General features: G+C 62.0%; 26 protein-coding genes. 15 read left to right on the plus strand and 11 right to left on the minus strand.

Annotated elements, in window-relative coordinates; genetic code table 11:
- Positions 1–302 precede the first annotated feature (302 nt).
- From CH271_RS10695 to CH271_RS10745, 11 genes are all read left to right on the plus strand, one after another.
- Positions 303–1148 carry an alpha/beta fold hydrolase gene (locus tag CH271_RS10695; protein WP_094633584.1) on the plus strand — a complete coding sequence of 282 codons (846 nt, stop codon included), beginning with the start codon at positions 303–305 and terminating at the stop codon, positions 1146–1148.
- A gap of 80 nt (positions 1149–1228) precedes the next feature.
- Positions 1229–1975: an SDR family oxidoreductase gene (locus CH271_RS10700; protein WP_179274873.1), complete on the plus strand. Its 747-nt coding sequence runs from the start codon at positions 1229–1231 to the stop codon at positions 1973–1975.
- A gap of 123 nt (positions 1976–2098) precedes the next feature.
- A complete protein-coding gene (locus CH271_RS29275; protein WP_094633567.1) occupies positions 2099–2983 on the plus strand; it encodes an FAD binding domain-containing protein in 885 nt (294 codons plus the stop codon).
- Positions 2980–3474: a (2Fe-2S)-binding protein gene (locus CH271_RS29280; RefSeq protein ID WP_256986354.1), complete on the plus strand. Its 495-nt coding sequence runs from the start codon at positions 2980–2982 to the stop codon at positions 3472–3474. Before CH271_RS29275 ends, CH271_RS29280 begins: the two co-directional genes overlap by 4 nt.
- On the plus strand, positions 3471–5780 hold the full coding sequence (locus CH271_RS10715) for a xanthine dehydrogenase family protein molybdopterin-binding subunit (protein ID WP_094633586.1): 2310 nt from the start codon (positions 3471–3473) through the stop codon (positions 5778–5780). Before CH271_RS29280 ends, CH271_RS10715 begins: the two co-directional genes overlap by 4 nt.
- The gene (locus CH271_RS10720; RefSeq protein WP_094633568.1) at positions 5781–7109 is read left to right on the plus strand and encodes an amidohydrolase family protein; all 1329 of its coding nucleotides are present in this window, start codon (positions 5781–5783) and stop codon (positions 7107–7109) included.
- Positions 7106–7906, plus strand: a complete 801-nt coding sequence (locus CH271_RS10725; RefSeq protein WP_094633569.1) for an SDR family NAD(P)-dependent oxidoreductase — start codon at positions 7106–7108, stop codon at positions 7904–7906. The genes CH271_RS10720 and CH271_RS10725 overlap by 4 nt, the downstream gene beginning before the upstream one ends.
- 82 nt (positions 7907–7988) lie before the next feature.
- Entirely contained in the window at positions 7989–8504 is a 516-nt protein-coding gene (locus CH271_RS10730) for a hypothetical protein (protein WP_094633570.1), read from the plus strand.
- On the plus strand, positions 8501–9316 hold the full coding sequence (locus CH271_RS10735; RefSeq protein WP_094633571.1) for an alpha/beta fold hydrolase: 816 nt from the start codon (positions 8501–8503) through the stop codon (positions 9314–9316). The genes CH271_RS10730 and CH271_RS10735 overlap by 4 nt, the downstream gene beginning before the upstream one ends.
- A complete protein-coding gene (locus CH271_RS10740; protein WP_094633572.1) occupies positions 9300–9530 on the plus strand; it encodes a recombinase-like helix-turn-helix domain-containing protein in 231 nt (76 codons plus the stop codon). Before CH271_RS10735 ends, CH271_RS10740 begins: the two co-directional genes overlap by 17 nt.
- 1 nt (position 9531) lies before the next feature.
- Positions 9532–10560 carry an aromatic ring-hydroxylating oxygenase subunit alpha gene (locus CH271_RS10745; protein WP_218828552.1) on the plus strand — a complete coding sequence of 343 codons (1029 nt, stop codon included), beginning with the start codon at positions 9532–9534 and terminating at the stop codon, positions 10558–10560.
- Positions 10561–10657: 97 nt separating this feature from the next.
- On the opposite strand, the gene CH271_RS10750 is transcribed toward CH271_RS10745, so the two are convergent.
- From CH271_RS10750 to CH271_RS10765, 4 genes are all read right to left on the minus strand, one after another.
- A complete protein-coding gene (locus tag CH271_RS10750) occupies positions 10658–11224 on the minus strand; it encodes a MarR family winged helix-turn-helix transcriptional regulator (RefSeq protein WP_094633573.1) in 567 nt (188 codons plus the stop codon).
- A 160-nt stretch (positions 11225–11384) separates the two neighbouring features.
- Positions 11385–11960: an aromatic-ring-hydroxylating dioxygenase subunit beta gene (locus CH271_RS10755; protein ID WP_094633574.1), complete on the minus strand. Its 576-nt coding sequence runs from the start codon at positions 11958–11960 to the stop codon at positions 11385–11387.
- Positions 11957–13327 (minus strand): aromatic ring-hydroxylating oxygenase subunit alpha, encoded by a 1371-nt coding sequence (locus tag CH271_RS10760; protein WP_094633588.1) that lies wholly within the window; start codon positions 13325–13327, stop codon positions 11957–11959. The genes CH271_RS10755 and CH271_RS10760 overlap by 4 nt, the downstream gene beginning before the upstream one ends.
- Before the next feature lie 385 nt (positions 13328–13712).
- A complete protein-coding gene (locus CH271_RS10765; RefSeq protein ID WP_143546039.1) occupies positions 13713–14312 on the minus strand; it encodes a TetR/AcrR family transcriptional regulator in 600 nt (199 codons plus the stop codon).
- A 311-nt stretch (positions 14313–14623) separates the two neighbouring features.
- On the opposite strand from CH271_RS10765, the gene CH271_RS10770 reads away from it, so the two are divergent.
- The 4 genes from CH271_RS10770 (at position 14624) to CH271_RS10785 (ending at position 18694) form a co-directional block, all read left to right on the plus strand.
- A complete protein-coding gene (locus tag CH271_RS10770) occupies positions 14624–15028 on the plus strand; it encodes a non-heme iron oxygenase ferredoxin subunit (RefSeq protein ID WP_094633589.1) in 405 nt (134 codons plus the stop codon).
- A complete protein-coding gene (hcaB, locus tag CH271_RS10775; RefSeq protein WP_094633576.1) occupies positions 15025–15813 on the plus strand; it encodes a 3-(cis-5,6-dihydroxycyclohexa-1,3-dien-1-yl)propanoate dehydrogenase in 789 nt (262 codons plus the stop codon). The genes CH271_RS10770 and hcaB overlap by 4 nt, the downstream gene beginning before the upstream one ends.
- Positions 15814–15843: 30 nt before the next feature.
- Positions 15844–17073, plus strand: a complete 1230-nt coding sequence (locus CH271_RS10780; protein WP_094633577.1) for an NAD(P)/FAD-dependent oxidoreductase — start codon at positions 15844–15846, stop codon at positions 17071–17073.
- A gap of 73 nt (positions 17074–17146) precedes the next feature.
- Positions 17147–18694: a bifunctional 3-(3-hydroxy-phenyl)propionate/3-hydroxycinnamic acid hydroxylase gene (locus CH271_RS10785; protein WP_094633590.1), complete on the plus strand. Its 1548-nt coding sequence runs from the start codon at positions 17147–17149 to the stop codon at positions 18692–18694.
- A 32-nt stretch (positions 18695–18726) separates the two neighbouring features.
- Here CH271_RS10785 and CH271_RS10790 read toward each other — a convergent pair whose 3' ends face one another.
- The 7 genes from CH271_RS10790 to CH271_RS10820 form a co-directional block, all read right to left on the minus strand.
- Entirely contained in the window at positions 18727–19575 is an 849-nt protein-coding gene (locus CH271_RS10790; protein WP_256986355.1) for a formylglycine-generating enzyme family protein, read from the minus strand.
- 128 nt (positions 19576–19703) lie between these two features.
- Positions 19704–20207, minus strand: coding sequence for a sulfatase/phosphatase domain-containing protein (locus CH271_RS10795; RefSeq protein ID WP_094633579.1), 504 nt, complete (start codon positions 20205–20207; stop codon positions 19704–19706).
- A 171-nt stretch (positions 20208–20378) separates the two neighbouring features.
- Entirely contained in the window at positions 20379–21110 is a 732-nt protein-coding gene (locus CH271_RS10800) for an antibiotic biosynthesis monooxygenase (protein WP_094633580.1), read from the minus strand.
- A 46-nt stretch (positions 21111–21156) separates the two neighbouring features.
- A complete protein-coding gene (locus CH271_RS10805; protein ID WP_094633581.1) occupies positions 21157–21708 on the minus strand; it encodes a 3-phenylpropionate/cinnamic acid dioxygenase subunit beta in 552 nt (183 codons plus the stop codon).
- 9 nt (positions 21709–21717) lie between these two features.
- Entirely contained in the window at positions 21718–23016 is a 1299-nt protein-coding gene (locus tag CH271_RS10810) for an aromatic ring-hydroxylating dioxygenase subunit alpha (RefSeq protein ID WP_256986356.1), read from the minus strand.
- A gap of 52 nt (positions 23017–23068) precedes the next feature.
- The gene (locus CH271_RS10815) at positions 23069–24196 is read right to left on the minus strand and encodes a VOC family protein (protein ID WP_143546041.1); all 1128 of its coding nucleotides are present in this window, start codon (positions 24194–24196) and stop codon (positions 23069–23071) included.
- A gap of 429 nt (positions 24197–24625) precedes the next feature.
- Positions 24626–25447: an IclR family transcriptional regulator gene (locus CH271_RS10820; protein ID WP_094633583.1), complete on the minus strand. Its 822-nt coding sequence runs from the start codon at positions 25445–25447 to the stop codon at positions 24626–24628.
- Positions 25448–25727 lie beyond the last annotated feature (280 nt).

Here is a 25727-nt window from a genome sequence, read left to right on the forward strand (position 1 = left end):
TGAGCGTGACTCGAAATTGTTCTGCAGCAGTTGCGCTTCCAAGCGGGTGACTTGAATACGAGCGTCGCTGCAGGAGGCCAGTCGACCACCACATCGCCTACCGGGCAACGAAGTCGTTCCACTGGAAGGAACAGCCGTGCACAAGAGTTGCACCCCGCACCGAACCCCCGTTCCAGCGCGCGGAACGAACTGCTGCACCGCAAACCGATCTGGGCCTACAGTCCGAAACATCGATGGCGGGCCGAGTGAGTTCTGCGATCTCCGCCTCGTCCGAGCATCCGACCAACGACCGAGGAGCATTCATGACGACTGTGGACACCAGCCAGGACATCGGCAAATTTGCCGATCTGCCCTCCGGACGAGTGCACTATGTGGAATCCGGATCGGGACACCCTGTCGTCCTGCTGCACGGGAGCGGTCCCGGCGCAACAGGATCGACGAACTTCTCACCGAACACAGACGCCTTGGCCGAGCATTTCCGTGTCATCGCGCCCGATATGCCCGGGTGGGGTCACAGCGACACACCGGGTGAAGCCGGGTACGACCATCCGAACACACTGATCGAGCTCCTGGACGAACTTGGCATCGACTCTGCCGCCCTGGTCGGAAACTCCATGGGAGGGGTGACATCGATCGCGACGGCCATCAACCATCCCGAGCGCGTCTCACACCTGATCACGATGGGACCGCCGACGGTAACGGGACCGTTGACGTTCTCTCCGAAGGGACCGTCGGAAGGTATCCGCGTTCTGGTCCAGTGCTACTTCGATCCAACTCCTGAGAATCTGAAGCGACTGGTACAGGTGATGTGCTTCGACCAGTCGATGGCCACCGACGAACTCGCACACACACGCAGCGACGCCGCGCTCTCCAGGCCGGACCACCTGGACTCCTTCCGCAACCGCTACCTGGAGGCCTTCGAGAGAGTTGTCGGAAGTCTCTCCGGTCGCGCGTCGTCGATCGTTGCGCCGACGCTGTTGATCCACGGCCGCGACGACCGCGTCGCACCGTTCGAGTCGAGCCTTCAGCTCGCCACCCAAATCGCCAACAGCCGCATGTTGCTCATCAATCGCTGCGGCCATTGGGCTCAGATCGAGCACGCCGCCGAATTCAACCGCGCGGTGGTCGATTTCATCACCAACAACTGAATCGGCCGTTCCCGGGCACACGATATAGTTTAGTGCTAAGTTAATAATTCCACTGAGGTACGAGGATGCGAGGACAAGCTATGGGTCGGTTCGACGATCGGCGAATTCTGATCACGGGCGCAGGTGGTGGGCTCGGATACGCCTATGCAGAGCGCCTCGGCAGTGAGGGGGCCGCGGTCGTTCTGGCCGAATTGGACGCCGAACGCGGAGCAGCTGCGGCGGATCGCCTCGTCGCACAGGGCATCGAGGCGATCTTCGTCGCCGCCGATGTGACCTCCGACGAATCGATGGCCGCACTGGCCGGCACTGTTGCGCAGGGAAAGCCTCTCGACGGAATCATCGCGAACGCCGGGTGGGCCAATGGCGTGGGCGGCAAGGCGTACCACGACTGGACTCCCGAGGTATGGGACAAGATGATGGCTATCAACGTCAAAGGCACCTGGCAGACAGTCAAGCACCTGGCACCGGCGATGCGCGACGGCGGCTCGATCGTCACGATCTCCTCCGACTGCGTATTCTGGGGTGCCCCGCTGCTCCTGCATTACGCCACCAGCAAAGCTGCGGTCATCGGCATGACCCGGTCGCTCGCCCGAGAGTTGGGTGAGCGCATGATCCGGGTGAACTCCATTGCCCCGGGCCTGACAAAGATCGAGGCGACCGAGGCTGTGGCCGAACAACGTTGGCGAGATTATGCCGAACGGAAAATTCTCAAGCGCGATCAGTACCCCGACGATGTCACCGGTGTCGTGGCCTTTCTCTTGTCCTCGGACTCGAAATTCGTCACCGGTCAACTGATGGCCGTGGACGGCGGTTTCGCCCTGCACTGACGTCCGAGACATCGCTCCGAAGAGCGGTAAACGTAGCGGACCGATGGCGATCGTGTCGGCGGACTCTCGGTGGTCCCGACACGAAGTTACTTTTCACAGCGACGAGTTCGAATCGAGCAGAGTATGCGTACGCAATCGAGGGGTGCCGGCATCTTGTCCGGCACCCAGACCGCATTGGCACCGTTCGAGTTGCATCGGCCCACTTCGGCCGACGAGGCACTCCAGGCGCTCCACCAGGTACCGACCGCGACGATTCTTGCGGGCTCGACAGACCTGGTTGCACAGTTCAGAGAAGGTCTCGCTCCACGTGAGGTCATCGCCCTCGGCCGTATGCCCGACTGGCGAGAGATCGTGATCGACGAGGACGCTCTCAGAATCGGAGCCCTCACCACCCACGATACTGGGCCGCGCAACACTGTTCTGCGCCAACAGCTTCCGAACTTTGCTGCGGCCTGGGCGAGCATCGCGACGGTCCGAATTCGCTCGCGTGCGACTCTCGGTGGCAACGTCATGGCCAGACAGAACCGCTACGAGATGCCGCTGATGTTGGCATCGCTCGGTGCGGAACTGGAACTGGTCGGTTTCGACGGTGAATACCGTGCGACACCGGCGGATGTATGGCGGGGCGAGAGCCCTCCAGAGGGATTTTTGCATCACGTGCGCATTCCGGTTCGGGACCTCCTGCTGTTCTCGTACGACCGATCGATGAGGCCACTACTGACCGTGGCGCTCGCAGTCCGAGCTCTCGGCAGTGGGCTGCAGTTCACCGCAACGGTCGGTTCCGAATACCGCCGACCGGCAACCGTTCGTCTCGACGTGGATGTGGCCGACATCGTCGACGTCGATGCCGAACAAGTAGGGCAGGCCTTGTCCGCTCGATTGCCCGAGGATATCGGCGACTACGCCGCAAGTGCCCGATACCGGAAACGAGTTGTTGCGGTTCTCATTCGACGTCAGCTGTCATCAGCCGCGGGTCCATCCGACTCCGCCGGGAAAGGGGCCCTGTGAGTACCGAAGTCGAGATCCAGTTCACCCTCAACGGGCGTTCCGTGTCGATGTCCGTGGAGACCAGCACCGTGTTGCTTCCGCTACTGAGAAACATGTTGGAGCTCAAAGGGACCCGAGGTTCGTGTGAGCGCGGGGTCTGCGGAGCATGCACCGTACTCGTGGACGACACTCCGGTAGCAGCGTGCTCGGTGTTCGCTTTCGATATCGACGGCACCAGAGTCGACACCGTGGAGGGGCAGTCCGTCGAGGGAAAGCCGGGACCGGTACAGCGCGCGTTCGTCGAGTGCGGCGGTTTCCAATGCGGATTCTGTACCTCCGGGATGATCATGACCACCACTGCCCTGCTCCGGCACGACCCGGAGCCCGATCGGGCCACCGCAACCGAGTGGATCAGCTCGAACACGTGTCGGTGTACGGGATATCAGATGATTCTGGACTCGGTGGAGCGTGCGAGCGCACTCACTCTCGCGGAGAACGGAACTGGCGAATGACTCGGCAGATAGCCGGCCGCGAACGGCCCCGGTTGGATTCGACGGCGAAGGTGACCGGCCGGGCACTCTATGCCTACGACCGCGTGCTACCGGGCATGCTGCACACCAAGGTGCTCCGTAGCCCCCATGCGAGTGCACGCATCACTCGAATCGACGTCGAGAAAGCTCGGGCTTTGGCCGGCGTCGGTGCTGTCGCCTGCCGAGACGATCTGGGTGGCTTGGACCCCGTGTACGGAAGTTTCGTCAAGGACGGACCGATTCTAGCCACCGACCGGGTTCGATACATCGGTGAACCTGTGGTGGCCGTGGCTGCGGTGGACGAACGAACCGCGCTGGCGGCCCTCGAGCTCGTTACCGTCGAATACGAGGTTCTACCCCACGTCAGCACTGTCGAGGAAGCACTTGCCGACGGTGCACCCGAACTGTTTCCCGAAGCCCCACGCGGAACTGTCCCGGACTACGGTGCCGGCGCATCCGGATCGCTACGACCGGTACCGAACGTCAGCTACGAATTTCGATACCGTACCGGCTCGGAGGACGTGTGGGCGGAGGCCGATCACATCTTCACCGACGAATTCACATTCTCTCGGATGAACCACTATCACCTCGAACCTTTCGTCAGCGTCGCAACAGCAGACGTCGAGCAGATCGAGGTCTGGTCTGCGACGCAGAGCCCGTTCCCGCTGCGTCGCGAGCTGGCGCGCATGTTCGTGATGCCCGAGAACACCGTGCGTGTCCATGTGGACAATCTCGGTGGTGGCTTCGGTGCCAAACACGGTCCGCGCTGCGAGCCGATCGCCATTCTTCTCGCCCGCCTGTCGGGCCGACCGGTGCGATATTGCATGACACTCGAGGAATGCCTTCGCACGATCAGCCAGCATTCGGCGGTCCTGAGACTCACCAGTGGGGTGAAAGCAGACGGCACCTTCGTGGCCCGTAAGAGCGAGGTTCTGCTCAATGCCGGGGCGTACAGCGACGCGAGCCCGTTGGTGACGGAGAAGGCGGGGTACCGCGCGCCGGGGCCGTACCGATGGAAGTTGATCGACTCCGTAGCGCAGGCGGTACTGACCAACACCGTTCCTTCAGGCGCCTTTCGAGGATTCGGAGGTACCCAGACCACGTGGGCGAGCGAACGTCAGATCGATCTCATTGCGCAGCGCATCGGACAGGACCCCCTTGATCTGCGGTTGCAGAACATCAAGAACCTCGGCGAGGAGTACGTGCCCGGCGAGACCCCATTCGATGCAGACCTGGCCGCCGGCCTTCATCTCGTTGCCGATGCAATCGGATACCGGGATCGGACACGTATCCCTGGCCGAGGCATGGGAGTTGCGATCGGCATGAAAGACGGTGGCGGAGTGAACAAGCCGGCTCGGGCACGTGTTCGTGTGGCCACGAGCGGCGACGTCTATCTGGAATCCGGACTGGTGGAGATGGGGCAGGGCAGCCACACGGCACTGGTGCAATTGGTCGCCGACACGCTGGGATGCCCGCTCGAGCGCGTCAAGTACGTTGCCGTCGATACCGATCACTCGCCGTTCGATCAGGGCACCAACGCATCGTCCGGGGTCGCCGTCATGGGCACGGCGGTACTGGAAGCGGCAACGCGAGTGCGCGAGCAAGTGCTCACGTTCATGGGCGAGTCACTCGGTGTCGAATCGAGCGCACTCTCCTTGAACAACTGGAAGGTGAGCGACGGTACCGCCGAGCATGCGGTGCTTCCGATGATCATGCGCGAATTCGGTGGGACAGGCTTCGAGTTCTCCGCTGACGGATACTACAAACCGACTCTCACGCATGCCGCCCCGCTGGAGGCACCGTGCGTGTTCTGGGAGGGTGGCTGGGCTGCTGCAGAGGTCGAGGTGGACACCGAGACCGGTGCCGTCGAGGTGCTCCAGCTGATCGTGAGCGGCGACGCCGGAGTGATCGTCAACGAGCTCGGTGCCCGAGGGCAGGAGGAAGGCGCTGCGGTTCAGGCTCTCGGTCAGGCACTGTTCGAGGAGCTCAGGTTCGAGGGTCCGGACATGATCAACGGCGAGGCACTGCTCTACCGTGTGCCGCTCGCAGAGGACCTCCCCGCAGTCTTCCGGTCCATCACCCAGGAGCAGGGTAAGGGTGCGGGACCGTGGCGCGCCAAAGGAATGGGCGAGGGCACGATCTTGCCCGTGGCTCCCGCGATCGCTGCTGCGATCGCCGACGCCACAGGTGCACAGTTGACCGGTCTTCCCATGTCACCCGAGCGCGTGCTCGACGCGATCGACGCCGCGATCGACGCCGCGATCGATGTACCGAGGTCCGTGGTCTGAATGAGGACACTCATCGCCGGCGGCGACCTGATCACCATGAGTGCGGATCGCACTGTCCGGACCGACGGCGCCGTGTTGATCGACGGCACCCGAATTTCGGCGGTAGGTCCCCGGAGCGAAGTGGAAGCTTCGTTGGATCGGCCCGTCGACCGGGTCGTCGACGCACGTGGCGGTGTCATCATGCCGGGTTTGGTCGACGTCCACGTTCATCTGGTCGAGTCGTTGATGAGGCATTCCGGTGACGATGTGGACCTCGCGACCTGGGTGCGTTCCAGGCTGCGACCGTACGAGGAGTCATTGAATGCAGAGCTGGCAACGGCCGCAGCGCAATTGGCGCTCCTGGAGCTGACGCTCGCCGGGGTGACGACCGTCGGCGAAAGTATGTTGCCTGCCGGTGCCATCAGCCGTGCAGTCGCTACGGCCGCGGCGGACAGTGGACTGCGTGTTCTGCTCGCCATTGCCGTCGGCGGTCCACATGACGGCGACGGGATGGGCGGGTTCGAGTCGATGCGTGACGAGTGGGACGAGCACGAGGGTCGGATCGCCGTCTGGCTGGCACCGCGCCCACTTCCTCAGTCCACACCCCAGTTCCTGAAGTCCCTCGGCAGTTATTCCCGCACCGAGAACAGCTCCATATCATGGCATTTCGCAAACAGTGAGTCCCAATACCGTTGGATCACCGAGCAGTTCGGTACGAGCCCGGCTCGGGTAGCTGCGGATCTCGGCCTCCTGCGCCCAGGAGTGCTTCTCGGTCACTGCACGTGGCTCGGTGAGGGTGACATCGACGTAATTTCCCGGTCCGGTGCATCCGTCGCGCACCTCCCCCGTACCAACCTGCGGCTGGGAATGGGTGTCATGCCCCTGGTTGCGCTGAGAGCGGCCGGTGTTCCGGTCGGTCTCGGAACCGACGGCGACAACAGCCACGACCTGCTCGATGTCGCGCGGCTGGCCGGTCATGTGCAGTCTCTGGCATCCGGGCCCTCGGCGATATCTGCATGGGCTGCACTGGAGTTGCTCACGATCGAAGGTGCAACTGCACTCGGCCTCAGATCCGAGATCGGATCCTTGGAGGTGGGCAAGCGAGCCGATGTCATCGTCGTGTCCACCGATGGTCCCCACATGTTTCCGAAGCGGGATCCCACCGCAATGGTGGCGCAATCGGCGAAGGCGTCGGACATACGCACCTCTTTCGTCGACGGCAATGTCGTTCTGGACGACGGCGTACCAACGCGTGTCGATGCTGCCGCAATTCTTGCCAGGGCGACTGTTCCGTCGCACTCTCGCAGCTCCTCCCATCAGGCGCGAGCGACCAACGAAAGGTACTCATGACAACGACATCATCAGGCGCACAGGGAAATCGAATCGGTTCCGCCATCGTGACCGGTGGTGGGCGCGGCATCGGACAAGCAACCGCAGTCGCGCTGGCCGACGCCGGGTATGCGGTCACCGTGATCGCTCGCAGTCACGCTCAGCTCGAGGGGACCGTATCGCTGATCACCGAACGCGGCGGTCGAGCACTCGCTGTCGCCGCCGATGTGGGCGACTCGGTCGGTATCACCGACGCGGTGAAGGCAGCCGAGGCGCAGTTCGGTCACTGTGAGGTCTTGGCGAACATCGCCGCGATCAACGGTCCCGTCGCATTGACCGCAGACATAGACCCCTCGGAGTGGGACGATCTGGTGCGCATCAATCTGACCGGCACGTTCCTGATGTGTCGGGCCGTGTTGCCCGGAATGATCGAACTCGGCCGCGGCCGAATCCTCAACACCATCTCGGGCTTGGCCACACGGGTTCAGCCGGGGCTGGCCGCCTACAGCGCGAGCAAGGCAGCGGTAGCGCACTACAGCGCCGTTCTCGACGCCGAGTACGCGGACAAGGGAATTCACACGTTCGCAGTCAATCCCGGCATCGTGCGCACTGCTCTGACCGACGAACTCGTCGGATTGGCCGGCGACAGCGTCGCACAGGACTCGATCGTCTCGCGCATGACCAGCGACACCGTGCGGGAAATGATGGTGGAGCCGGAGACATCCGCGGCTTTGTATCGCAGGCTCGCCGCCGGGGAACACACCGACCGATCGGGGCAGATCGTATCGGTCTACGACAAATCGCTCGTCCCGCTGTGACGCTCCGATTCAGCGGATCGAGCGGAAGAGCGCCGGCAACCATGGTGGTGCGAACCCAGCACCGTCGAACCAGGAGACCTCGATGACATGGCCTGATCGAGACTACGACTATCCGCGACGCGTCGTCCACGAAAAGTTCGTCGCACGACCGATTGTCATCGACGACGCGGTACGAAACTTCGCGGCTGTGATGTCCAGCCGGGGCGACCTCTGGGCGATGTTCGGCGAGGCATGGCGCTGGCCCGCCCAGGACCTGACGCTGGCAGAGAACATCGTGCACGAGGCATGGCATCAGCGCACCACGGACCTTCGTCGCGCCTTCTACTACACGCTCCTCGACCCCACGGAAACATTCGAGATCGGTTGCCTGTACATCGATCAGCCGTTCCGGATCGGTGCCGATGCAGACGTCTCCTACTGGGTGCGCTCCGATGACCTCGGGCATGGCCTCGAGCCGATCGTGGACGCGTGGGCCCGTTCGTGGCTGTCCGAGTCGTGGCCGTTCTCCGACGTGCGATGGCCTGGAAGAGACATTCCGTGGACAGAGGTACTCGCCCTTCCACGATCATGCGGTACCGACACGGGAGCCCTTCGATGAACACACGAGACGACGTCCACTACCGCGAACGCGGCGAAGGGCCCATCCTGCTGTGCCTGCACGGCTTGAACTCCTCGAGTGCATCGTTCGAGCCGCAATTGGCCGGCCTGGGACGTGATATTCGAGTAGTGGCATGGGATGCACCGGGCTACGGCCGATCGACCGATCCGAGCGGCGCACTGAATCCGGCGGGCTACGTCGACGCCGTCGTTCGTTTGATCGACCGACTGGGTGCCCCTGTGCACCTGCTGGGTCTGTCCTGGGGCGCGGCCATCGCGTGTGAGGTTGCACAGCAGCACCCACAGCTGCTGCGGAGCCTGATATTGATCGGCGGCGGGAGGGGGGACAAGGACAATCCGGCCGGTGCCGCTGCCCTTCGCGGAAGGGTCCGTCGCCTGGAAGAGGTTGGATCACAGCGCTTTGCAGAAGAATCCGTGCCCCGCTTGCTTTCGTCTTCGGCCAACCCACAGTGCTTGTCCGAGTCCGTCGCGATCGCTGCAGCGGATGTGCGATTCAGCGGCTATTCCGCTGCTGTCGAGTCACTGATAGAGACCGATCTGCGACCCACCCTCGCGCGCATCGACGTGCCTACTCTGCTGCTGTGCGGCGAGGAGGACCCGATCAACGGCGAGGAAGAAAGCCGTGCACTACAGACAGCAATTCGCGACTCCGTGCGGGTCACCGTGGACGGTGCAGGCCACCTGGCCAATCAGGACCGGCCCACGGCGGTCAACGAGTGGATCGCCGCATACCTCGACATCATCGAAAACCTCGACAGCACGAAGGAGCCCATTCATGTCGGTCAGTTCTAGCCCGAATTACCTCAGCGCGCATCAGTCCCGTAGCGCTCAGCCCTCACCGTACGAGACGAAACTCGCCGGGACCATCGAAGAGATCTTCGGTTCCGGCACACACGACCTTCCCGGCCTGCTGAAGGGGCTGGCCGACGCCGGCTTGACTGCGCCCGACGGCACTGCCTGGACCGAAGAATCGTTCACCACCGAAATCGCACGGCTAGGGGCATGACATGGGAATGGTGAAGCACACGTACACCGCCGAAGAACTGTACGCGGTAGGACTGCGCGACCGCTGGTACGCGCTCTGTCCTTCGTCGTTCGTCGAGACCGGCGCAATGAAGGCGGTCAAACGTCTCGGTGAGAGCCTGCTGCTCTTCCGTGAACTCGACGGCACGCTGCACGTGCTCGAAGATCGCTGCCCGCACCGAGGTGCACCCCTGTCGCAGGGCGCTCATCTGGGAGATCGGATTGCGTGCTCCTACCACGGTGTCCAGGTCAACGGAGCCGGAACCGTGGTGTCGGTGCCCGGGATGCCGGGCTGCAAACTGGAGGGCAGGACGGTGGTACCCAGTTTGCCCGTGCGGGAGATGAACGGAGCGATTCTCGCCTTCTTCGGATCGACACCGGAATCGGAAGTACCCGAGCTCGTCGCCCCGCCCGGTCTTGCGGATCCGGAGAGCTCCGCGTTCCTCTGCTACGCAGAATGGGACTCGCCGTGGCGATTCGCGATGGAGAACGTCATGGACCCGATGCACGGCGCATTCCTGCACCGTAACTCGCACACCATGTACGACGGAGACACTTCGGCGCAGTTCCGAGTTCGCGAGACCGATCGCGGTTACCTGTTCGAGAAGACCACCCAGCAGGGCGTCAACTTCGACTGGGTCGAATACGGATTCACCGGAGTCGACTGGCTGGAGCTGTCGATTCCGTACCCGCCCACGGCCGGACCCGGCGGGCCCTTCGGAGTGTCGTTCATGGTGACACCGGTAGACGAACGACGGTGCGTTGTATTCGCCTGGCGCACAAGAAAATCCTCGGGCTGGGAGCGTTCGGTGTGGAGGTTCCTGTACAAGACGAAGATCGAGGAGCGACATTGGCAGGTTCTCGAGCAGGATCGGGAAATGCTGGAGGGCATGGCCGCTGATGCGGATCAGGCGGAGAATCTCTACCAGCACGACCTGGGTCTGGTACGCATCCGCCGGATGTTCCAGAAGTTGGCGCGCGAGCAGGCCGCGGCTCTGGCCGGCGGGTCCTGACCGAAGGTCGATAGAGGTACGACGCAATCGCGGCCTCGGTCCTACAGGACCGAGGCCGCGATTGCGTTCGATGTCGAACCCATTGTGCGAGAACGCCCTAACCGAGACCGCCCGAGGTTTCAGACCGCGCATCGTTCGTGCGGGTCGTTGCCTCGACCACGTCCAGCGACCGCTCGAGCCGACTCAGGAGCTGACCCAGTTGACGCCGCTCGGTCGCCGTCAGCGCGACCAGCAATGCGTCCTCAGCCGCAAAATGATCGGCGGCCACTGCTTCGACGAGATGGCGGCCGTCATCGGTGAGTTGTACGTACACGACACGACGATCGTCCTCGTCTCGCTCTCGCACCACCAATCCCGACTTCTCCAAGCGGTCGATGCGGAGGCTGATACCCCCGGTGGTGATCAGCGACGTGTCGGCGAGCGCACCGGCAGTGAGCCGATACGGCGCGCCGTGCCTGCGAAGCGCGGCGAGAATGTCGAAGGCCGCGGCGTTGATCCCGTGCCGGCTGAAGGTCTCGTTCAGATGCGTCTGGTAGCGCATGAACACCCGATGCAGGCGACCGAACACTTCCAGTGCCGATGCGTTCATCTCAGGAAGCTCACGCTTCCACTGCGCCAGGATGCCATCCACCGCGTCCGGCCTGGTCGCGTCGCGACGCACCATTGCTTGCCTCCTCGGCTGGGGTGATCGATTTGCCGCTCAGTATCTCATCGATCAGGATTCCGACTCTGGACGGCCCGTGACCCCACTTGCTCAGCACAGAACGAGAACGGCTCGGTGTCCGCGTCGCCGCAGTCACCGAGCCGGTTCGAGTGTGGTTTGCCTAGAGGAAAATGCTCAGGCTCGGAGAGAGCAACGTAGTCTGCTCCATCACGATCTTTCGGTAGGCAATCGTGAACGGATAGCCGGTCACGCTCCGGTCCGCGGGTCGTAGAACGTCGTAGCGCTCGCCGACGAACCAGTCTTGATGCACCTCGAGGCGGCTACGGTAGACGTAGAAGTTACTGGTCACATCCAACGACCCGTCGTCGCGGGGGGTTACCCGGATGTTGGTGAGCAGGCGGCGCGTGCGTGACGGGGGCTCCTCGGACCACGCCATGCCGGAGGTGAGGCGAAGGACGCGGCCGCGAAGCGAGGCCATGTCGTCCTCTACCAGCGCCGACTCACCGAGCGCGGCGACCTGAAGATGACGTTCGCGGACCGGACGAGTCATTCTCGTCGGAATCCAGTAGAGGATGTCCTCGCTGAACAGATCCAACCATTCGAGGAACAGGTTGTCGTCGAGCAACTGTGCCTCTGCAAAGAGAAACTGCTCCACCCGATGCTGAACCTGGACGTCGACCTCCCGGTATGCCGAGGTTGCCGGTCCGCCGGTCTTGCCCGGCGTACGGGTACTCATACCGATGCCACCTTTGCTGCCTTGCGGTCCGCATCGAGCTTGTTGATCTCTTCCCAGGAGAGTCCGCGCACGAGGTCACTCCAACGCTGGTAGAAGCCGATCGCGGCGGTTTCCGCAAACCCTGCATTCGTCGTGCCAGGAAGTCCGTTGACGTCTTCTTCCTCGTGACCGAGACCCATCTGCGAATTGAACCTGGTTGTTCGAGCTTTCCAGCCGCGCAACACACGCTGGGTCTCGGTCCAGTTCTCGCCGTCGTCCGTCTCGAAGACTCCAGCGACGCTGAACGTTCGCTGAACTGCCTGCCGAATCTCGTCCTTGACCTTCTGCGGGGCATCCTTGGGCATGTATGTCCACGCCCACACCTCGATCTGGTTCGGTCCACGCGGGTGCCACACCCGCATGGTCGACGGCTCGGTGAGCCAGGAGAACGTGGGGAAGACCGTATGGCAGATGGTGACCTTCTTCAGACGATCCTCACCTACCCTGCGGATGGCCTCGTCACGATTGTCCAGCAGCCACTGCGCGTATTCGGGGCCGTCGTTTCCCAGCATGGGAGTGGGGAATCCAGGCATCCACAAACTCGATGTTCCGTGGCCGTTTCCGGTGAACTGAGATCCACGCATGCCGTAGGTGATGCTCTCGAGTCGCGACAAGTCGTCCTTGAGATCCGGGCTCGGCATCGCGTTCGATGCGTGCGGAATTTCCGAGAGCGCGACCATGGCCGAGGCATGCGAAATAGGTGTGTGGTAGAGGTCGCTGGCGAATTGTTCGGCAGCGAACTTCCAGTTGGCGTCGATGACCCACCTGGTCACTCCGGGCACGAACTCGAGGCCGTTGTCCCAGCGGTCGACCGAGGCGTCGATGTAGTACGCCATATCTCCCAGGTACTCGAGAAAATCAGGTGTGTCTTCCGACCAGCAACCGAACCAGAAACCCTTGTAGTTCACCATCCTCGGCACCTTTGCTGCGCCCCAACGCGATTTGTCGATCTCGCCGTGGTAGGCCTCTTTCTCGCCCGGAACGTTGATCAGATTTCCTTCGATGTCGTACGCCCAGCCGTGGTAACTACACGTGAATGCCTTCGCAGTGCCTGCTTCCGAACGACAGATCCGCATGCCCCTGTGGGTGCACTGATTGAGAAACGCCTTCACCGACCCGTCGCGCTGGCGGACGACGAGAACCGGATCTTCACCCATGTACGTCTGCACGAAACTGCCCGACTTCGGTAACTGGCTGTCGTGCGCCAGGAACAGCCATGTCCGACCGAAGACGTTTTCGAGTTCCATCTGATAGAGGTCGGGATCCACATAGATCTCCGACGGGATGCGGCCTTTGCTGAGATCGGCAATGGAGTCGAGATCGATCATCGCGGGATACCTCTTCAATCCTCGTTCGCGGTGGTAATGCGGGCTGGAGATCGACAACATCGGCGAGTGTCGTCGATGCCTGGCTCTCGATCACTTTCGGTTCGAGAGCCAGCGACAACCGACCGGTGGGGCACGAGTAATCGAGGGCGGCCCTTCGTCGCAGACCCTGCGCCGCAAAGGATTACCACTACCGACTCTCATCCGAGGAGTCGGTCGAACCCCTGAAACTTCTATGCCGTCGACCGAAGTCGCTCTCTCACGAAATCGATGATGATCGTCGAAGACCGACCTCGATACCGCGTTGTTCCGCGGACCGGCACACGTCACTTCCACCGAACCGGCATCCCGTGACGGCCGATGCAGGGTTGCCGGAAGGACAGGCCACTCAGTCGGCCAGACACACTTCGATCATGCGCGTGAATCGCTCGAGCATGGCGTCCACCTCATCGGGACTCGGCTCCGTATCCCCGGTCAACCTACCCATACCGAAAAGCCCGACGCCCATGATCAACGATTCGACCATTCGCACCTTCGCGGAGGCATCCTCGTCGGAGGACACAACGCCCAGTATGGGCTCACGGACGCGGCGTCTCAGTTCGCGTCGCATCCCAAGTCCGCCGTCGAGGTCGATGGAACGCACCAGGGCGAGGGCCGATGCGGACTCCTGCTCGTCCTGCCAGAACGCAATTGTTGCGGCCGCCAACTCTTCCGGCTCCGCGGTGACACTGATTTCACCCTTCGTGGAGACCACGAGATCGAACAGAGCACGCTTCGATACGAAGTACCGGTTGATCAACGCCGGCGTCACACCGATGTCGTCGGCGATCTCCTGCAACGTGACGTTCGAGTAACCACGGCGCGCAAAACGAACAGCTGCTGCGCGAGCTATATCGGCCTGTGTCGCCGCAGCATCCCGCCCACGCTGCCGCTTCGACTTCTCGACGCCGCGATGACTTGCGGTCTTCTGCGTGCCTGCTTCGACCATGCAGCCAGTTTGCCACACGGTCACGCACGGCTGTCCGCTTACGCATGCCTTCACCACTCGACCACCTGCCGCTCGCACGGTGCAACGAATCAAGGTGAAGAGGGTGAGTTCCGTGCGTCGGAACAACCTCGTATCCCACCGCCGTGCGATGACTCACACTCGGGAGTGCATCAACGTATTCACACCAGGAAATGAGACATGACTACCTCCGACCATCGCATGGGTAGATGCAGCCGGTTGCACACGTCGAGTGTCACCGCGATCGATCACTACCGAACGGCAACGACCACGCACACTCGCGGCGGTCCACGATGAGCCAGAACGCGGGCCACAGTGTCGAAACATTCGACGACGTAAGCGAACTCGTTGCCGTCTCAGGGCGAACTTGGGTTCGAGCTTGCCTGCAGGATCAGGTGGTCGAGGACGAGGGACTGCGACTCGAAACAGTTCCGGTCACATCGATATTCTTCGCCGAGGGCAGCTACTACTGCATCGACGACATGTGCAGCCACGAGGACTTCTCGCTCGCCGACGGCTGGGTGGACGGATGCGTCGTCGAATGTCCGATCCACATGGCCAAATTCAGCCTGCTCACCGGCGCAGCGCTGTCGGCACCAGCCTCCGTACCCGTCGCGACCCATCCTGTCGCCGCCGTCGGCGATCACATGTACGTTGCGCTGCCTGCGGCCTACCTCTACAAGGAAGTAGCTCGATGAACCGTCTCCACGATATGTCCACAGTCATCACCGGTGCCGGCTCCGGCCTGGGACGCGCCCTCGTCGACGCCTTCGTCGCCGAAGGCGCGAGCGTGGTCGCGTTCGACAAGTCGCAGGAGAAGCTGGACAAGCTCGAGGCCGACCTCGGCGACGCGGTCCGCACCGTTGCCGGGGATGTCACCAGCTTCGCCGACAACGCGACAGCATGCGACGCTGCTGTCGAATGGCGTGGCAAACTCGACACTTTCGTCGGAAACGCCGGACTGTGGGACTTCAATCGAACGTTGGCCGACACCGACCCCGAGCAGTTGAACTCGGGCTTCGACGAACTGTTCGGCGTCAATGTCAAGGGCTACCTACTCGGTGCCAAGGCCGCGCTCCCCCACCTGAAAAGTTCCAACGGTTCGATGATCGTCAGCCTGTCGAACTGCGCTTTCTACCCCGCAGGTGGCGGTCCCCTCTACGTGGCGTCCAAGCATGCCGGCGTCGGCCTGGTCAAGCAGTTGGCGTACGAGTTCGCTCCCGAAGTTCGAGTGAACGCTGTCGCACCAGGAGGAATGGCGAGCGATCTACGTGGACCCGCTTCGATGGGCCTTGCAGCTTCGCCGATCGGCGACGTCATCCCAATCGAGCAACTCGTCAAAGCGCATGGTGCGTTACACCTCGATATCCGCCCCGAGAACTACGTCGGTCCGTACATCCTCCTTGCTGCCCGCAACGAATCAGCAACGACGACAGGCACAGTCATCGACGTGAGTAGCTTCGGCATTCCAGCCCGCCCGTAGTTCAGGGGCCAACGAAGGAAGTGAGAAATCATGTCGCACCACGTCGTCGTAGGCGCCGGAATCGCCGGTGTCTCGGCCGCCGTAGCCATGCGGAACCACGGATTCGACGGTGACATCACTGTCATCGACGCGGACTCGCATCTACCCTACGAGCGCCCGCCGCTGTCGAAGGGAGACGACGGCTCGCTACGTCCGATCATGGACCAGGCCGGTTACGACAAACACCGAATCACGTTGCGGCGCGGCGTCCGCGTCGACCACCTCGACACCGAACGGCGGCGTGTGGTTCTGGCGGACGGAGAAGTGATCGGAGCCGACTCTGCACTCCTGGCCACCGGTGTACGTCCTCGAACCGCATCGTTCGAAGGTCACGAGGCAGCCAATGTTCATTCTCTGCACGGGGCCGATCAAGCCGAACGGATGTGGGCGGGTCTGGGCCAGGGCGGACCACTGGTGGTGGTCGGCGGCGGATTCATCGGTATGGAGATCGCGGCGGTGGCCAGAGAGCGCGGTCTCGACGTGACCGTGGTCGAAACCACAGCGATGCCGATGCTGGCTGCGTTGGGACCTTCTGCCGCACAACTGATGGTGGACCTGCACATACAGCGTGGAGTTCGTCTGATCACCGACAACAGTGTCCGGTCCATCGACCACGCGGCTGGACGTTCGGCCGTGCAACTCGACGACGGGGTCGTTCTGGAGGCGGCGTCGATTCTGGTCGCCTGTGGTGTGCAGCCCAACGACGAGCTCGCCCGCGACGCCGGAATCGACTGCGAGAACGGCATTGTCGTCGACGACTTCGGCCGGTCCTCACACCCATGGCTCTGGGCGGCCGGCGACGTTGCCAAGTACATCCATCCCTATCTGGGTAGACCCGCGCGGATCGAGCACTGGGACGTCGCTCTGCGCCACGGCACGGCGGTGGGTGCCTCCATGGTGGGCCATCTCGAGCACAACGACGCTGTGCCCTACTTCTGGTCCGATCACTACGGCAAGACGCTACAGATGTACGGCAGAGGACGATTCGACGACGAGGTGATCATGCGCAGCGATGCCGATCACGAGAGTTTCGTCGAGTTCAGGCTGCAGTCAGGCCGGCTGTCGGCGGTGGCTGGGCTGAACGAGCCCAAAGCCGTACGCGCTGCCCGTGCTCTGATCGAGGCCGGCGCGCGAATCGATCCCGATCTCCTGGCCGAACCGGCCACCGACCTTCGGGCCCTGGTCCGCAAACACACTCGACCCGCCTCGACCGTGGCATAGAAGTCTCGGATCGGAACACCGGAGTACGTACCCACGCGCGCTCCGGTTTTCGCGTACGCCCATGGAGAAAACGATGAATCACACTTTCGATGCCGATGTCGCCGTCATCGGGTACGGCCCGTCCGGCGTCATTGCCGGCCTCACGCTCGCCAGAAACGGGGCATCGGTTCTCGCGTTCGAGCGAGAACGCGACATCTATCCGCGTGCCCGCGCGGTGACCGTCAACGACTGGACGATGCGCATCTTCCAAAACCTCGGTATCGACGAGCAGATCGAAAAGGTCATCGACCCGGTCCGAGTCCTGCGATGGGTCACCTACGACGGCCAGGAGGTCCTGCGCATACAGCAGCCGCCCAGCACGCTCGGTGCCAACGCGCGCAGCTTCAGCATCTACCAGCCGACCATGGAAGCCGAGTTACGTTCGGCAGCAGAGCAATACAGTAACAACCTGACTGTGCACTACGGTTCTGACGTCACCGGAGTGGATCAGGACGAATCCGGTGTGACGATCACGACCACGGATCCCGCCACGGGGAAATCGAGCACCTACCGAGCCCGGTACGCCATCGGTGCCGACGGCGGCTCGTCGCGTACCCGTGGGTGGATCGGCTCGAAGCTGGACGGCGATACCGCAGAGACACTGTGGATCGTGGTCGACTGCACGGTCCGGCGATGGTGGCCGGATCGAGACGTGCTGACTTTTTGGACTGATCGCACACGGCCCGTCGTCGATATCGCACTGTCGGGCGGCAACCATCGATGGGAATTCCCCCTCACACAGGGCGAATCCGAGTCGGACTTCGCGTCGAACGCAGAGGTGTGGCCACTCCTCGAAGCGCTGGGAGTCACCCGGGACGATGTGGACATCCACCAGTTCGCGTTCTACCGCCACCATGTCCGCATGGCCGATGCATGGCGGAAAGACAGGGTGTTTCTGGTGGGAGATGCCGCGCACCTGATGCCACCCTGGGCTGGTTCCGGCATGCAAACCGGAATGCGTGACGCGCACAACCTGGGATGGAAGCTCGGCCGAGTGCTCACAGGTGCATTGCCCGAATCGTGGCTCGACACCTACGAGGTCGAGCGACGCCCCAACGCCGCGTTGTACACAGAGTGCGCCGTGCAGTTGGGGCGAGTCATCAAACAGGAAGCGACGCAGGCGGAGATCGCGGCGATGAATACCGTGCCGGAAAATTTGGTCACTCCCCACGAGCCGGTCCTCACTGCACCGCCCACTCTCGTCGCCGGCTGGTTGCGCGGAGAGATCGCCGACGCCAGCATCATCGGCCGAATCGTGCCGCAGCCGATCGTCGGTGATGCCGCTGGTCGAATCACCCGGCTCGACGATTTACTGGGCGATCGATTCGTCCTTCTCGGTGACGATCTCGATCCCACAGAGCTCCTCACCCCGGACGAAAGAGCCGGTTGGGATGCGCTCGGAGCCCGATACGTCGCAGTGCGTCCGCGCACTGTCCACACCCAGGGCGAGAACGATCTAGTCGACCTCGACGGCGCACTTCACTCCTGGCTGAGGCGATACGGCAGCCGCGTCATCGCGGTTCGCCCCGACCGATTCGTGGCCGCCGACGACATCCACGGACTCTCCGTTCCCGTGCTCTGATCTGTAGTAGCACCGCGCCGGAAGCGGTGCGACTACAGATCGTGCACGACCCTGAATCCGGTGTTGCCCGTATAGGCTTCAGGAGTATTGGACGATCTCGCCGATACTCGATAGCGGTTGCAGTACGAATGGTGGCAGAGATAAGAACCACCGCGCATGACTCGACGAGAGCCGAGCTCGGGGCCCTGCGGATCATCGGCGGACGAGCGTTCGTAGTAGTCAGCAGCGAATCGGTCGTGGCACCACTCCCAGACGTTGCCTGCCATCTGGAACAAGCCGAAGCCATTGGGGCGGAATGCCTTTACTGCCGCAGTGGTCACGTACCCGTCTTCCACTGTGTTGTGAGTCGGAAACGTTCCCTGCCAGATGTTGCAGCGCCGTTGTCCGCGCGGCCTCAGTTCGTCACCCCAGACGTAGCGCTTGGATTCCAGGCCACCGCGGGCAGCGTATTCCCACTCGGCCTCGGTGGGCAGCCTTACGCCCTCCCAATCGCAGTACGCACGCGCGTCGTCCCAGGCGACGTGGACGATGGGATGATTCTGCAGGCCGCCGACGTCCGAGCCGCGTCCACCCGGATGCCTCCAATCGGCACCGCGCACCGACAGCCACCACGGGCTTCCTGCAACGCGTTCGAGAACGTCCGAAGGGATGCCATCGAACGCGAGGTGAAATACAGCCGAACAGCCGAATTCCTCTGCCGCAGTAGCATGGCCGGTCGCCTTCACGAAGGTGGCGAACTGCTGGCTGGTCACCGTCGTGGTGCTCATCGCGAACCTTCGAAGCGTCACCGAATGCACCGGAGTCTCGCCGTCACCCGGATAGCCCTCGCCGAAGGCATCCCCCATCGAGAACGAGCCGCCAGGAATCTGGACCGTGGACAATGCCCTCCGGGGTAATGACATCTGCACGGGGCCGATCGCCTGCGCGCCAAGGATCGGGGCGTCACCCATTGACCCGGCAGGTGTCGAATTCGACGGCGCGCAACATGCACTCACGCGATACTCCTTCGCTACTCGGCCCAGTTCATACCGAAGAAAGTCGGTACCATCTCGGCGACGGTCCCGTTGACAGTGGCGAAATCGACGCCGATCACGTTGTTCTCCTTCGCGTATCGGTCCCACATCACCGACAGACGTTGCACCTCTTCAGGATTCTCGTCAGCGAGATCCGAGGTCTCCCCCGGGTCGGCACCGAGGTCGTACAAGGCCCAGTCGCTGGTTCCGCTGTACCCCGGCGCGGTGTAGACCAGCTTCAGGTTCCGGTCGCGGTACGTCCGTTGACCCCACGACTCGGTCCCGAAGCGGTCGTCGCCGATACTCTGCGAGGCCCCATCGAGCAGCGGTTTCATCGAGTCGCCGATCAGCACGTCGGTGTCGGCCACCCGACCACCTGCGTACTCGGCGAACGTCGGGTACAGGTCGGCGACATGAGCGAACGTGTCCACCATTCGGCCCGTCTCACCGCCGCCCGGAGACTTGACGATCAACGGGGCACGAGTCCCGCCCTCGACCACGGTCCCCTTGGTGTGCAGGTACGGTCCACTCGACAGCTGCGCCGAGGGTAGCCCGAGAGTTGCGAAAGATGCTGGTCGGCCGTAGGACTCGACGTCGTCGACCTCCGGATAATTGGTGTTCAGCTTGTCATGTCGCGAGATCGCTTCGACGCCGCGAATCGGAACGGGGTGTCAGTCAGCCCACACAACCGCTTCCGACCAGTTGGACACGTCCGCTGGGAACCAACGGTCGTAGAGGTGGACGAATCGCTGCTGACGGTAGAATTCGAAACCGTTCGTACCGTGCTCACGCGGGGACGGTTCGCCTCCACCGCCGACCGAACCCGTTCTGATACGCATTGCCCAGTGCGCGTCGTACACCGCCTGGTCGTGCCACACTTCCAACAGCAGCATATCGTCAGGGAATTCGGTACCGCGGAAGAAATCGAATGTCACACAGCCCGGTTCCCGCAGGGTCTCGGCGCGGTTGGATATCAGAGCGTCGACAGCAGCATCGAGATCGTGTTGGCTCTGTTGGATCACGATCCGAACCGAACCTGCTGCCGGCCATACGATCTTCTGCTCCGCGACGTCGCGACCGATCGGTGTCCATGACCTTTCGCCCGGCAAGAAGCCCTGATGACGGTAGAACTCTGTCCCCGACTCGCCCTGCGGCTGCGCCGCAGCCGCACGCAGGATGACGTTCGCGTTCTGCTCCGAAAGACTCTGCGCCCAGGAGTTTCCGAACGCGAACTCGTCATCCCACAGCTCGAGTACGGCCACGTGTTCCGGGTCGGTCAGACTGCGGAAGTGCTCTGCCTCGGTGCAGCCGTCCTGCTTGCGGAGCCGATGCGTGTACTCGAGCAGATCGGATTCTTGGCTGTCGCCTGCTCGGAGTTGGTGGATGACACGTAATGCAGCCATGGAGTTGCCTTTCGAGTTGTCGACTGCCGTGCAACAGTCGCGCGAATCAATAGAACAGGCTCAGGTTTTTGTTCAACAGCGTTGCCACATCGAAAATCACCGTTCGCTCCGCAATTTCGAATCCAAGATCGGTGTCGACGCGTCTGATGACATCCAGTCGTTTGCCTACAATCCAGTCGTGATCACGCTCGGTGCGAGTCCTGTGCACGTAGAAAGACGACGACACGGTGAACTCGTCGACCGTGTCCGTGGAACGCGCACGAATGTTGGTGATCAGGTGTCGTGTACGAGAAGGGGGTTCTTCAGCCCACGCCATGTGTGTGTACAGGCGATCCACACGCTGAGACAGGTGCTCCCAGTTCTCGTCGAAGTAAGCGGAGCCACCCTTCTCGGCCTGCTCCTTCAGGCGCTCACGGTATGTCCGGTTCTCACGGACCGGTGCCCAATAGTGAACATCCTTCGCCATGAGTGAGAGCCATTCGCGAAATTCCCAATTGTCGAGAGTCTCTGCTTCCTCGTACAGGAACTCCTCGAGTTCACGGTGCACTTCGGTCGTCAGGCGACGCGCTGATCGTGGTCGAGTCGAAGAAATGGACATCTTTTCACCTCATCCGATTCTGGTGGTGTTCGCAGCGGCACGATCGGCCTTCATTTCCTTGATCTCGGACCAGGACTTTCCGGTCATCAGATCGCCCCAGTGCCGATACATCCCGCGGGCACCCTCCTCGGCGAAGCAATGCGGAACGGTGGTGCCGGGATAACCATCCGCGTCATGACGAGTTCGGCCGAGCTGCGAGCGGTAAGCCAGCGGGTTCTGTCTCGCGACGTAGCCGCGAAGAATGCGCTGTTCCTCCAGCCAGTTCTCGGCGTCGTCCTGTTCGAACAAGCCGCCGGGACTGAACGTGCGCAATACGTGCGTACGGATCTCTTCCTTGAGCTCGTCGGGCGCTTCGACAGGCACAAACGTCCATGCCCAGATCTCCATCTCGTTCGGCCCGCGAGGATGGCCGACCCGCATTGTGCCGTTACCGAGGAAGCTGAAATTGGGAAAGATGTTGGCGTGCCCGCGAACAGCGTCGAAACGATTCTCACCTATTCGCTCGACGATCTTGTCTCGTTGCGGCCGCTCCCAGTCCACTACACCCCTCACCACGGTGGGAAAGTCCGGTTCGAACCACCCGCAACCATGGCCGTAGGGGTCGCTGTACTGCGCTCCCCGCACCGGGCCGGCGTCAGGGATTGCGCCCAGGACCTGGAAGGCCGAGGCGTGCGTGAACTCGGCGTGGCTCATGTCGCTGGCGGGCTGCTCGGCGTTGAACTTCCAGTTGCTCGGAATTACCCACTTGTGGAGAGCGATCGACTCGACGCCGCCCTCCCACCTGTCGATGTATCCGTCCAGGTACCACGCCATATCGCCGAGATACTCCTCGAGCGTGGGGGCTGTGGGATCCCAGTTGCCGAAGATGAATCCCTTGTAATTGGACAGCAAGGGAACCTGTATCGGCCCCCAGTCCTCCTTCTTCAGGCCATCCGGGTAGGACTCCGCCTCGTGCGGAACTTGAATCAACTTCCCACAGAGGTCGTATGCCCATCCGTGGAACGAACACATGAAGGCCTTGGCATTTCCGCGGTCGGCACGACAGATTCGCATACCGCGGTGCCTGCACTGATTCAGAAATGCCTTCACCGATCCGTCACGCTGACGGACAATGACCACTGGGTCCTCCCCCATGTAGTTCTGCATGAAATCGCCAGGGTTGGGAATCATACGATCGTGTGCCAGAAACAGCCACGATCGAGCGAAGACGTTCTTCAACTCCGCCTCGTACACCTCTTGGCTGTGGAAGATCTCCCCCTTCACCGAACCTTCGTCCGGGTCCAGATACTGCGATACGTCGATGGTCACGACAACGTCCTTTCTTGAATGCAAATATGGGTCTGAAGTCCGAGCAAAGTCGTCAGATATTCGAGGTCAGCGCTGCAAAGTCGATAACATATTCAGGTTCCATGGCCGACGGATCAGACTGCCCCTTCAACAGGGTCGCCTCGAGAATGTAACCACCCAGAGCAGCGGACGTGTCGTGATAGCAGAACGACACAGCACCGTCGAATATGTCTGCTCCCATGACCAGCGGGACATCGATCGACTCGAGCCAGTCCCGTGTCGAATTCCAGTCATCGAGACTGGCAGTGACATTCAGCAGCATATGGTGAATACCTTCGCCCCACCGATCATGAAATTCCCGGTTGTAATGACTGGGCCCCAGAGTGGGTTGAATGATCTCGAAACCGAAATCTCGGAACAACGAGATACCGACGAAATACTCGTGATCCACGGGGGCACCGCGGTAGTAGGGATATTCCAACAGTCCTGGCTCGGTCCGCCAGTTCCGGACATCCCATCTGGACACTCCGAGTAGTTCGTTGTAGCGGGCCAGACTTGCCATCACATCGTCGACCACAACTCCGAAGTGGTTGACCCCTTGAACACCGACCGGACCCACACCGTCCGGTCGGGTGTACGCCCCCGCGTGGTTCCATACCTCGCTCACCTCGACCGACGTCTGTCCATCCGAGCCCAACGGGACCTGGACCTCGATCAAGAAGCCACCAAGCGCTTTCCGAGTGTCCAGGAAGTGGCGTTGCATCGTTCCGTCGACCGTCATCGACGCTGCGATGTCCAGTCCGTTGCTCTTCAGATCGTCACGCAACGATGCGAACTCTTCGGGACTCCGCATCGCCAGCGTCAAGTGGCTGATCCCCTGACCACGTGCGAAGTTGAACTCTTGAAACGGGCTTTCGCCGCTCGAGGGCTGAACCAGCTCGAACGTGACGGGAATGGTGGGGTTACCGAGCGATATCGCGGAGGCTGCGTCCGGCGGCACCGTGGTCCCCGTGGCAGTGCGGAACGAGGGTTGGGTCGGCCTACCATGTGAGCTGGCTTCGGTGAGTCGATCAGGCCCGAAGTCGCGAATTTCCCAGTGGTCTATGCCGAATATCTCTGCATACTTCATCGTGGCGGCGTGCAAGTCGCGTACGACTACACCGACCGAGTAGAGCCTGTCCACACCTATCAATTCGGGCACTGCAGTCTCCTTTTACGAGGGATTTCCCGGATGCACGGAATCTCTGACACGATCAGCGAGAAGCACGGTCCATCAGTTATTGCGAAAAGTTCGACATCCTGGGCCATCGAACACCGCAGTTTCGCGCGTCACAGACGAACACCGGGATGCATATATCGCTTTTCGGTACAACCAGCTCTCTTGTCGAATTACGCGATCGAGAGTCGAACGAAGACGGTCGTGAACACCGAACTTTTCACCACCGACTCACGATCCGCGTTCGTCGATGAATTTGAAGGTACAACCTAGCGGGAGTTGTCGCACGGGACCTGTTCCGGCGCACGGAACATCATCTCGATTCAGCTTGCGAGTACGGTCGGCACGGTGGCGAGGGTCAGAAATCCGACACTCGTCGATGGACGAAATGCACCACCTCGGCACGAGGTCCGGTCACAAAGCGATGTGCTGACCGATCTCTTTGGCCGCCTTGCGAAGAGCGGGTGCGTGACGCTCGAGCTTGCGATGCCGGAACGAACAGATAGACAGTGCAGCAACGGCAATGCTTGTCCGAGGATCCAAGATCGGCACGGCGATACAGTGCATCTCCGGAACCAATTCCCCTCTGTCGAAAGCAAACCCGTCTCCATGAATCCGGAAGAGCTCCTGCTCCAGGGCAACAGCACTCGGCGTCGTATGCGGCGTGAACCTCCGCATCGGGGCACGCAGGTTGGACTCACGCACAGTATCGTCGCTGAAGGCCAACATGACCTTGCCCAGGGCCGTGGCATACGCAGGCCGTCGCCCACCTACCGCCGTGGGACCCCGCACGTCGAAATGCCCGAACAACTTCTCGAGGTACAACACGTCGGTTCCGGTGAGCGTAGCCAGGTGCACGGTGTCGAGTGAGGACGCGTGCAACTCGGTCATGTAAGGCATTGCACGCCGCCGCAGACCCGTCGCGCGAATTGTATTGGAGCCGACGCTGTTTCCGACCTCGAACATGCGATCGGTGAGTGCGTAACGGCTGCCCGTGCGATTGACGAATCCGCTCGCAACCATGACGGACAGCAATCGATGGGCAGTGGACTTCGGGAGTCCGACAATCTGCGCGAGCTCGGTGACGCCCATGACGGCTTTCGGTCTGCCGAACGCACCGAGCAGGGCGAGCACCTTTCCCGCAGAGCTGTCGAGGCCGTCGTCACCGTCGGCTCGTGTGCTCGATCCTGCGCGTGGACCGGCTGATGCTGGGCTGTAGATCGTCGAGGAGGTCACTGAGGCCTATCCCTTCCACGGACCGCGACAGTAAATAAACGGCCATTTACTTGAGTGTAGGTTCGCGCTCTCGATGCTGTCAACGAAACGGTGAACTCCGAGACAACAGTCGACGAGGTCGAGCACCGGGCACGGCCGGGCCCAGCCGTTCAGCTCTGCGGAACCGCGGCGTTGTCCACAAAGGGTCACCGGTGTTGAGGTGGCTGCCACGCGAAGTTCGTGGTCGAGCCGTTACCCACGTGCCGAGTCCCCCTGGCATGCATACGTACATGCCCCTTCG

Source organism: Rhodococcus sp. 05-340-2, assembly GCF_002258915.1.
GTDB lineage: Bacteria > Actinomycetota > Actinomycetes > Mycobacteriales > Mycobacteriaceae > Rhodococcoides.

What these genes read in the sequence shown, in the direction of transcription:
- CH271_RS10760 (WP_094633588.1), bottom strand. Translation starts at nt 13,327, where the DNA reads ATGATCGATCTCGACTCCATTGCCGATCTCAGCAAAGGCCGCATCCCG.
- CH271_RS10770 (WP_094633589.1), top strand. Translation starts at nt 14,624, where the DNA reads ATGAGCCAGAACGCGGGCCACAGTGTCGAAACATTCGACGACGTAAGC.
- CH271_RS10805 (WP_094633581.1), bottom strand. Translation starts at nt 21,708, where the DNA reads ATGTCCATTTCTTCGACTCGACCACGATCAGCGCGTCGCCTGACGACC.
- CH271_RS10720 (WP_094633568.1), top strand. Translation starts at nt 5,781, where the DNA reads ATGAGGACACTCATCGCCGGCGGCGACCTGATCACCATGAGTGCGGAT.
- CH271_RS10745 (WP_218828552.1), top strand. Translation starts at nt 9,532, where the DNA reads ATGGGAATGGTGAAGCACACGTACACCGCCGAAGAACTGTACGCGGTA.
- hcaB (WP_094633576.1), top strand. Translation starts at nt 15,025, where the DNA reads ATGAACCGTCTCCACGATATGTCCACAGTCATCACCGGTGCCGGCTCC.
- CH271_RS10750 (WP_094633573.1), bottom strand. Translation starts at nt 11,224, where the DNA reads ATGGTGCGTCGCGACGCGACCAGGCCGGACGCGGTGGATGGCATCCTG.
- CH271_RS29275 (WP_094633567.1), top strand. Translation starts at nt 2,099, where the DNA reads ATGCGTACGCAATCGAGGGGTGCCGGCATCTTGTCCGGCACCCAGACC.
- CH271_RS10700 (WP_179274873.1), top strand. Translation starts at nt 1,229, where the DNA reads ATGGGTCGGTTCGACGATCGGCGAATTCTGATCACGGGCGCAGGTGGT.
- CH271_RS10780 (WP_094633577.1), top strand. Translation starts at nt 15,844, where the DNA reads ATGTCGCACCACGTCGTCGTAGGCGCCGGAATCGCCGGTGTCTCGGCC.
- CH271_RS10800 (WP_094633580.1), bottom strand. Translation starts at nt 21,110, where the DNA reads ATGGCTGCATTACGTGTCATCCACCAACTCCGAGCAGGCGACAGCCAA.
- CH271_RS10785 (WP_094633590.1), top strand. Translation starts at nt 17,147, where the DNA reads ATGAATCACACTTTCGATGCCGATGTCGCCGTCATCGGGTACGGCCCG.
- CH271_RS10695 (WP_094633584.1), top strand. Translation starts at nt 303, where the DNA reads ATGACGACTGTGGACACCAGCCAGGACATCGGCAAATTTGCCGATCTG.
- CH271_RS10765 (WP_143546039.1), bottom strand. Translation starts at nt 14,312, where the DNA reads ATGGTCGAAGCAGGCACGCAGAAGACCGCAAGTCATCGCGGCGTCGAG.
- CH271_RS10725 (WP_094633569.1), top strand. Translation starts at nt 7,106, where the DNA reads ATGACAACGACATCATCAGGCGCACAGGGAAATCGAATCGGTTCCGCC.
- CH271_RS10755 (WP_094633574.1), bottom strand. Translation starts at nt 11,960, where the DNA reads ATGAGTACCCGTACGCCGGGCAAGACCGGCGGACCGGCAACCTCGGCA.
- CH271_RS10740 (WP_094633572.1), top strand. Translation starts at nt 9,300, where the DNA reads ATGTCGGTCAGTTCTAGCCCGAATTACCTCAGCGCGCATCAGTCCCGT.
- CH271_RS10735 (WP_094633571.1), top strand. Translation starts at nt 8,501, where the DNA reads ATGAACACACGAGACGACGTCCACTACCGCGAACGCGGCGAAGGGCCC.
- CH271_RS10715 (WP_094633586.1), top strand. Translation starts at nt 3,471, where the DNA reads ATGACTCGGCAGATAGCCGGCCGCGAACGGCCCCGGTTGGATTCGACG.
- CH271_RS10730 (WP_094633570.1), top strand. Translation starts at nt 7,989, where the DNA reads ATGACATGGCCTGATCGAGACTACGACTATCCGCGACGCGTCGTCCAC.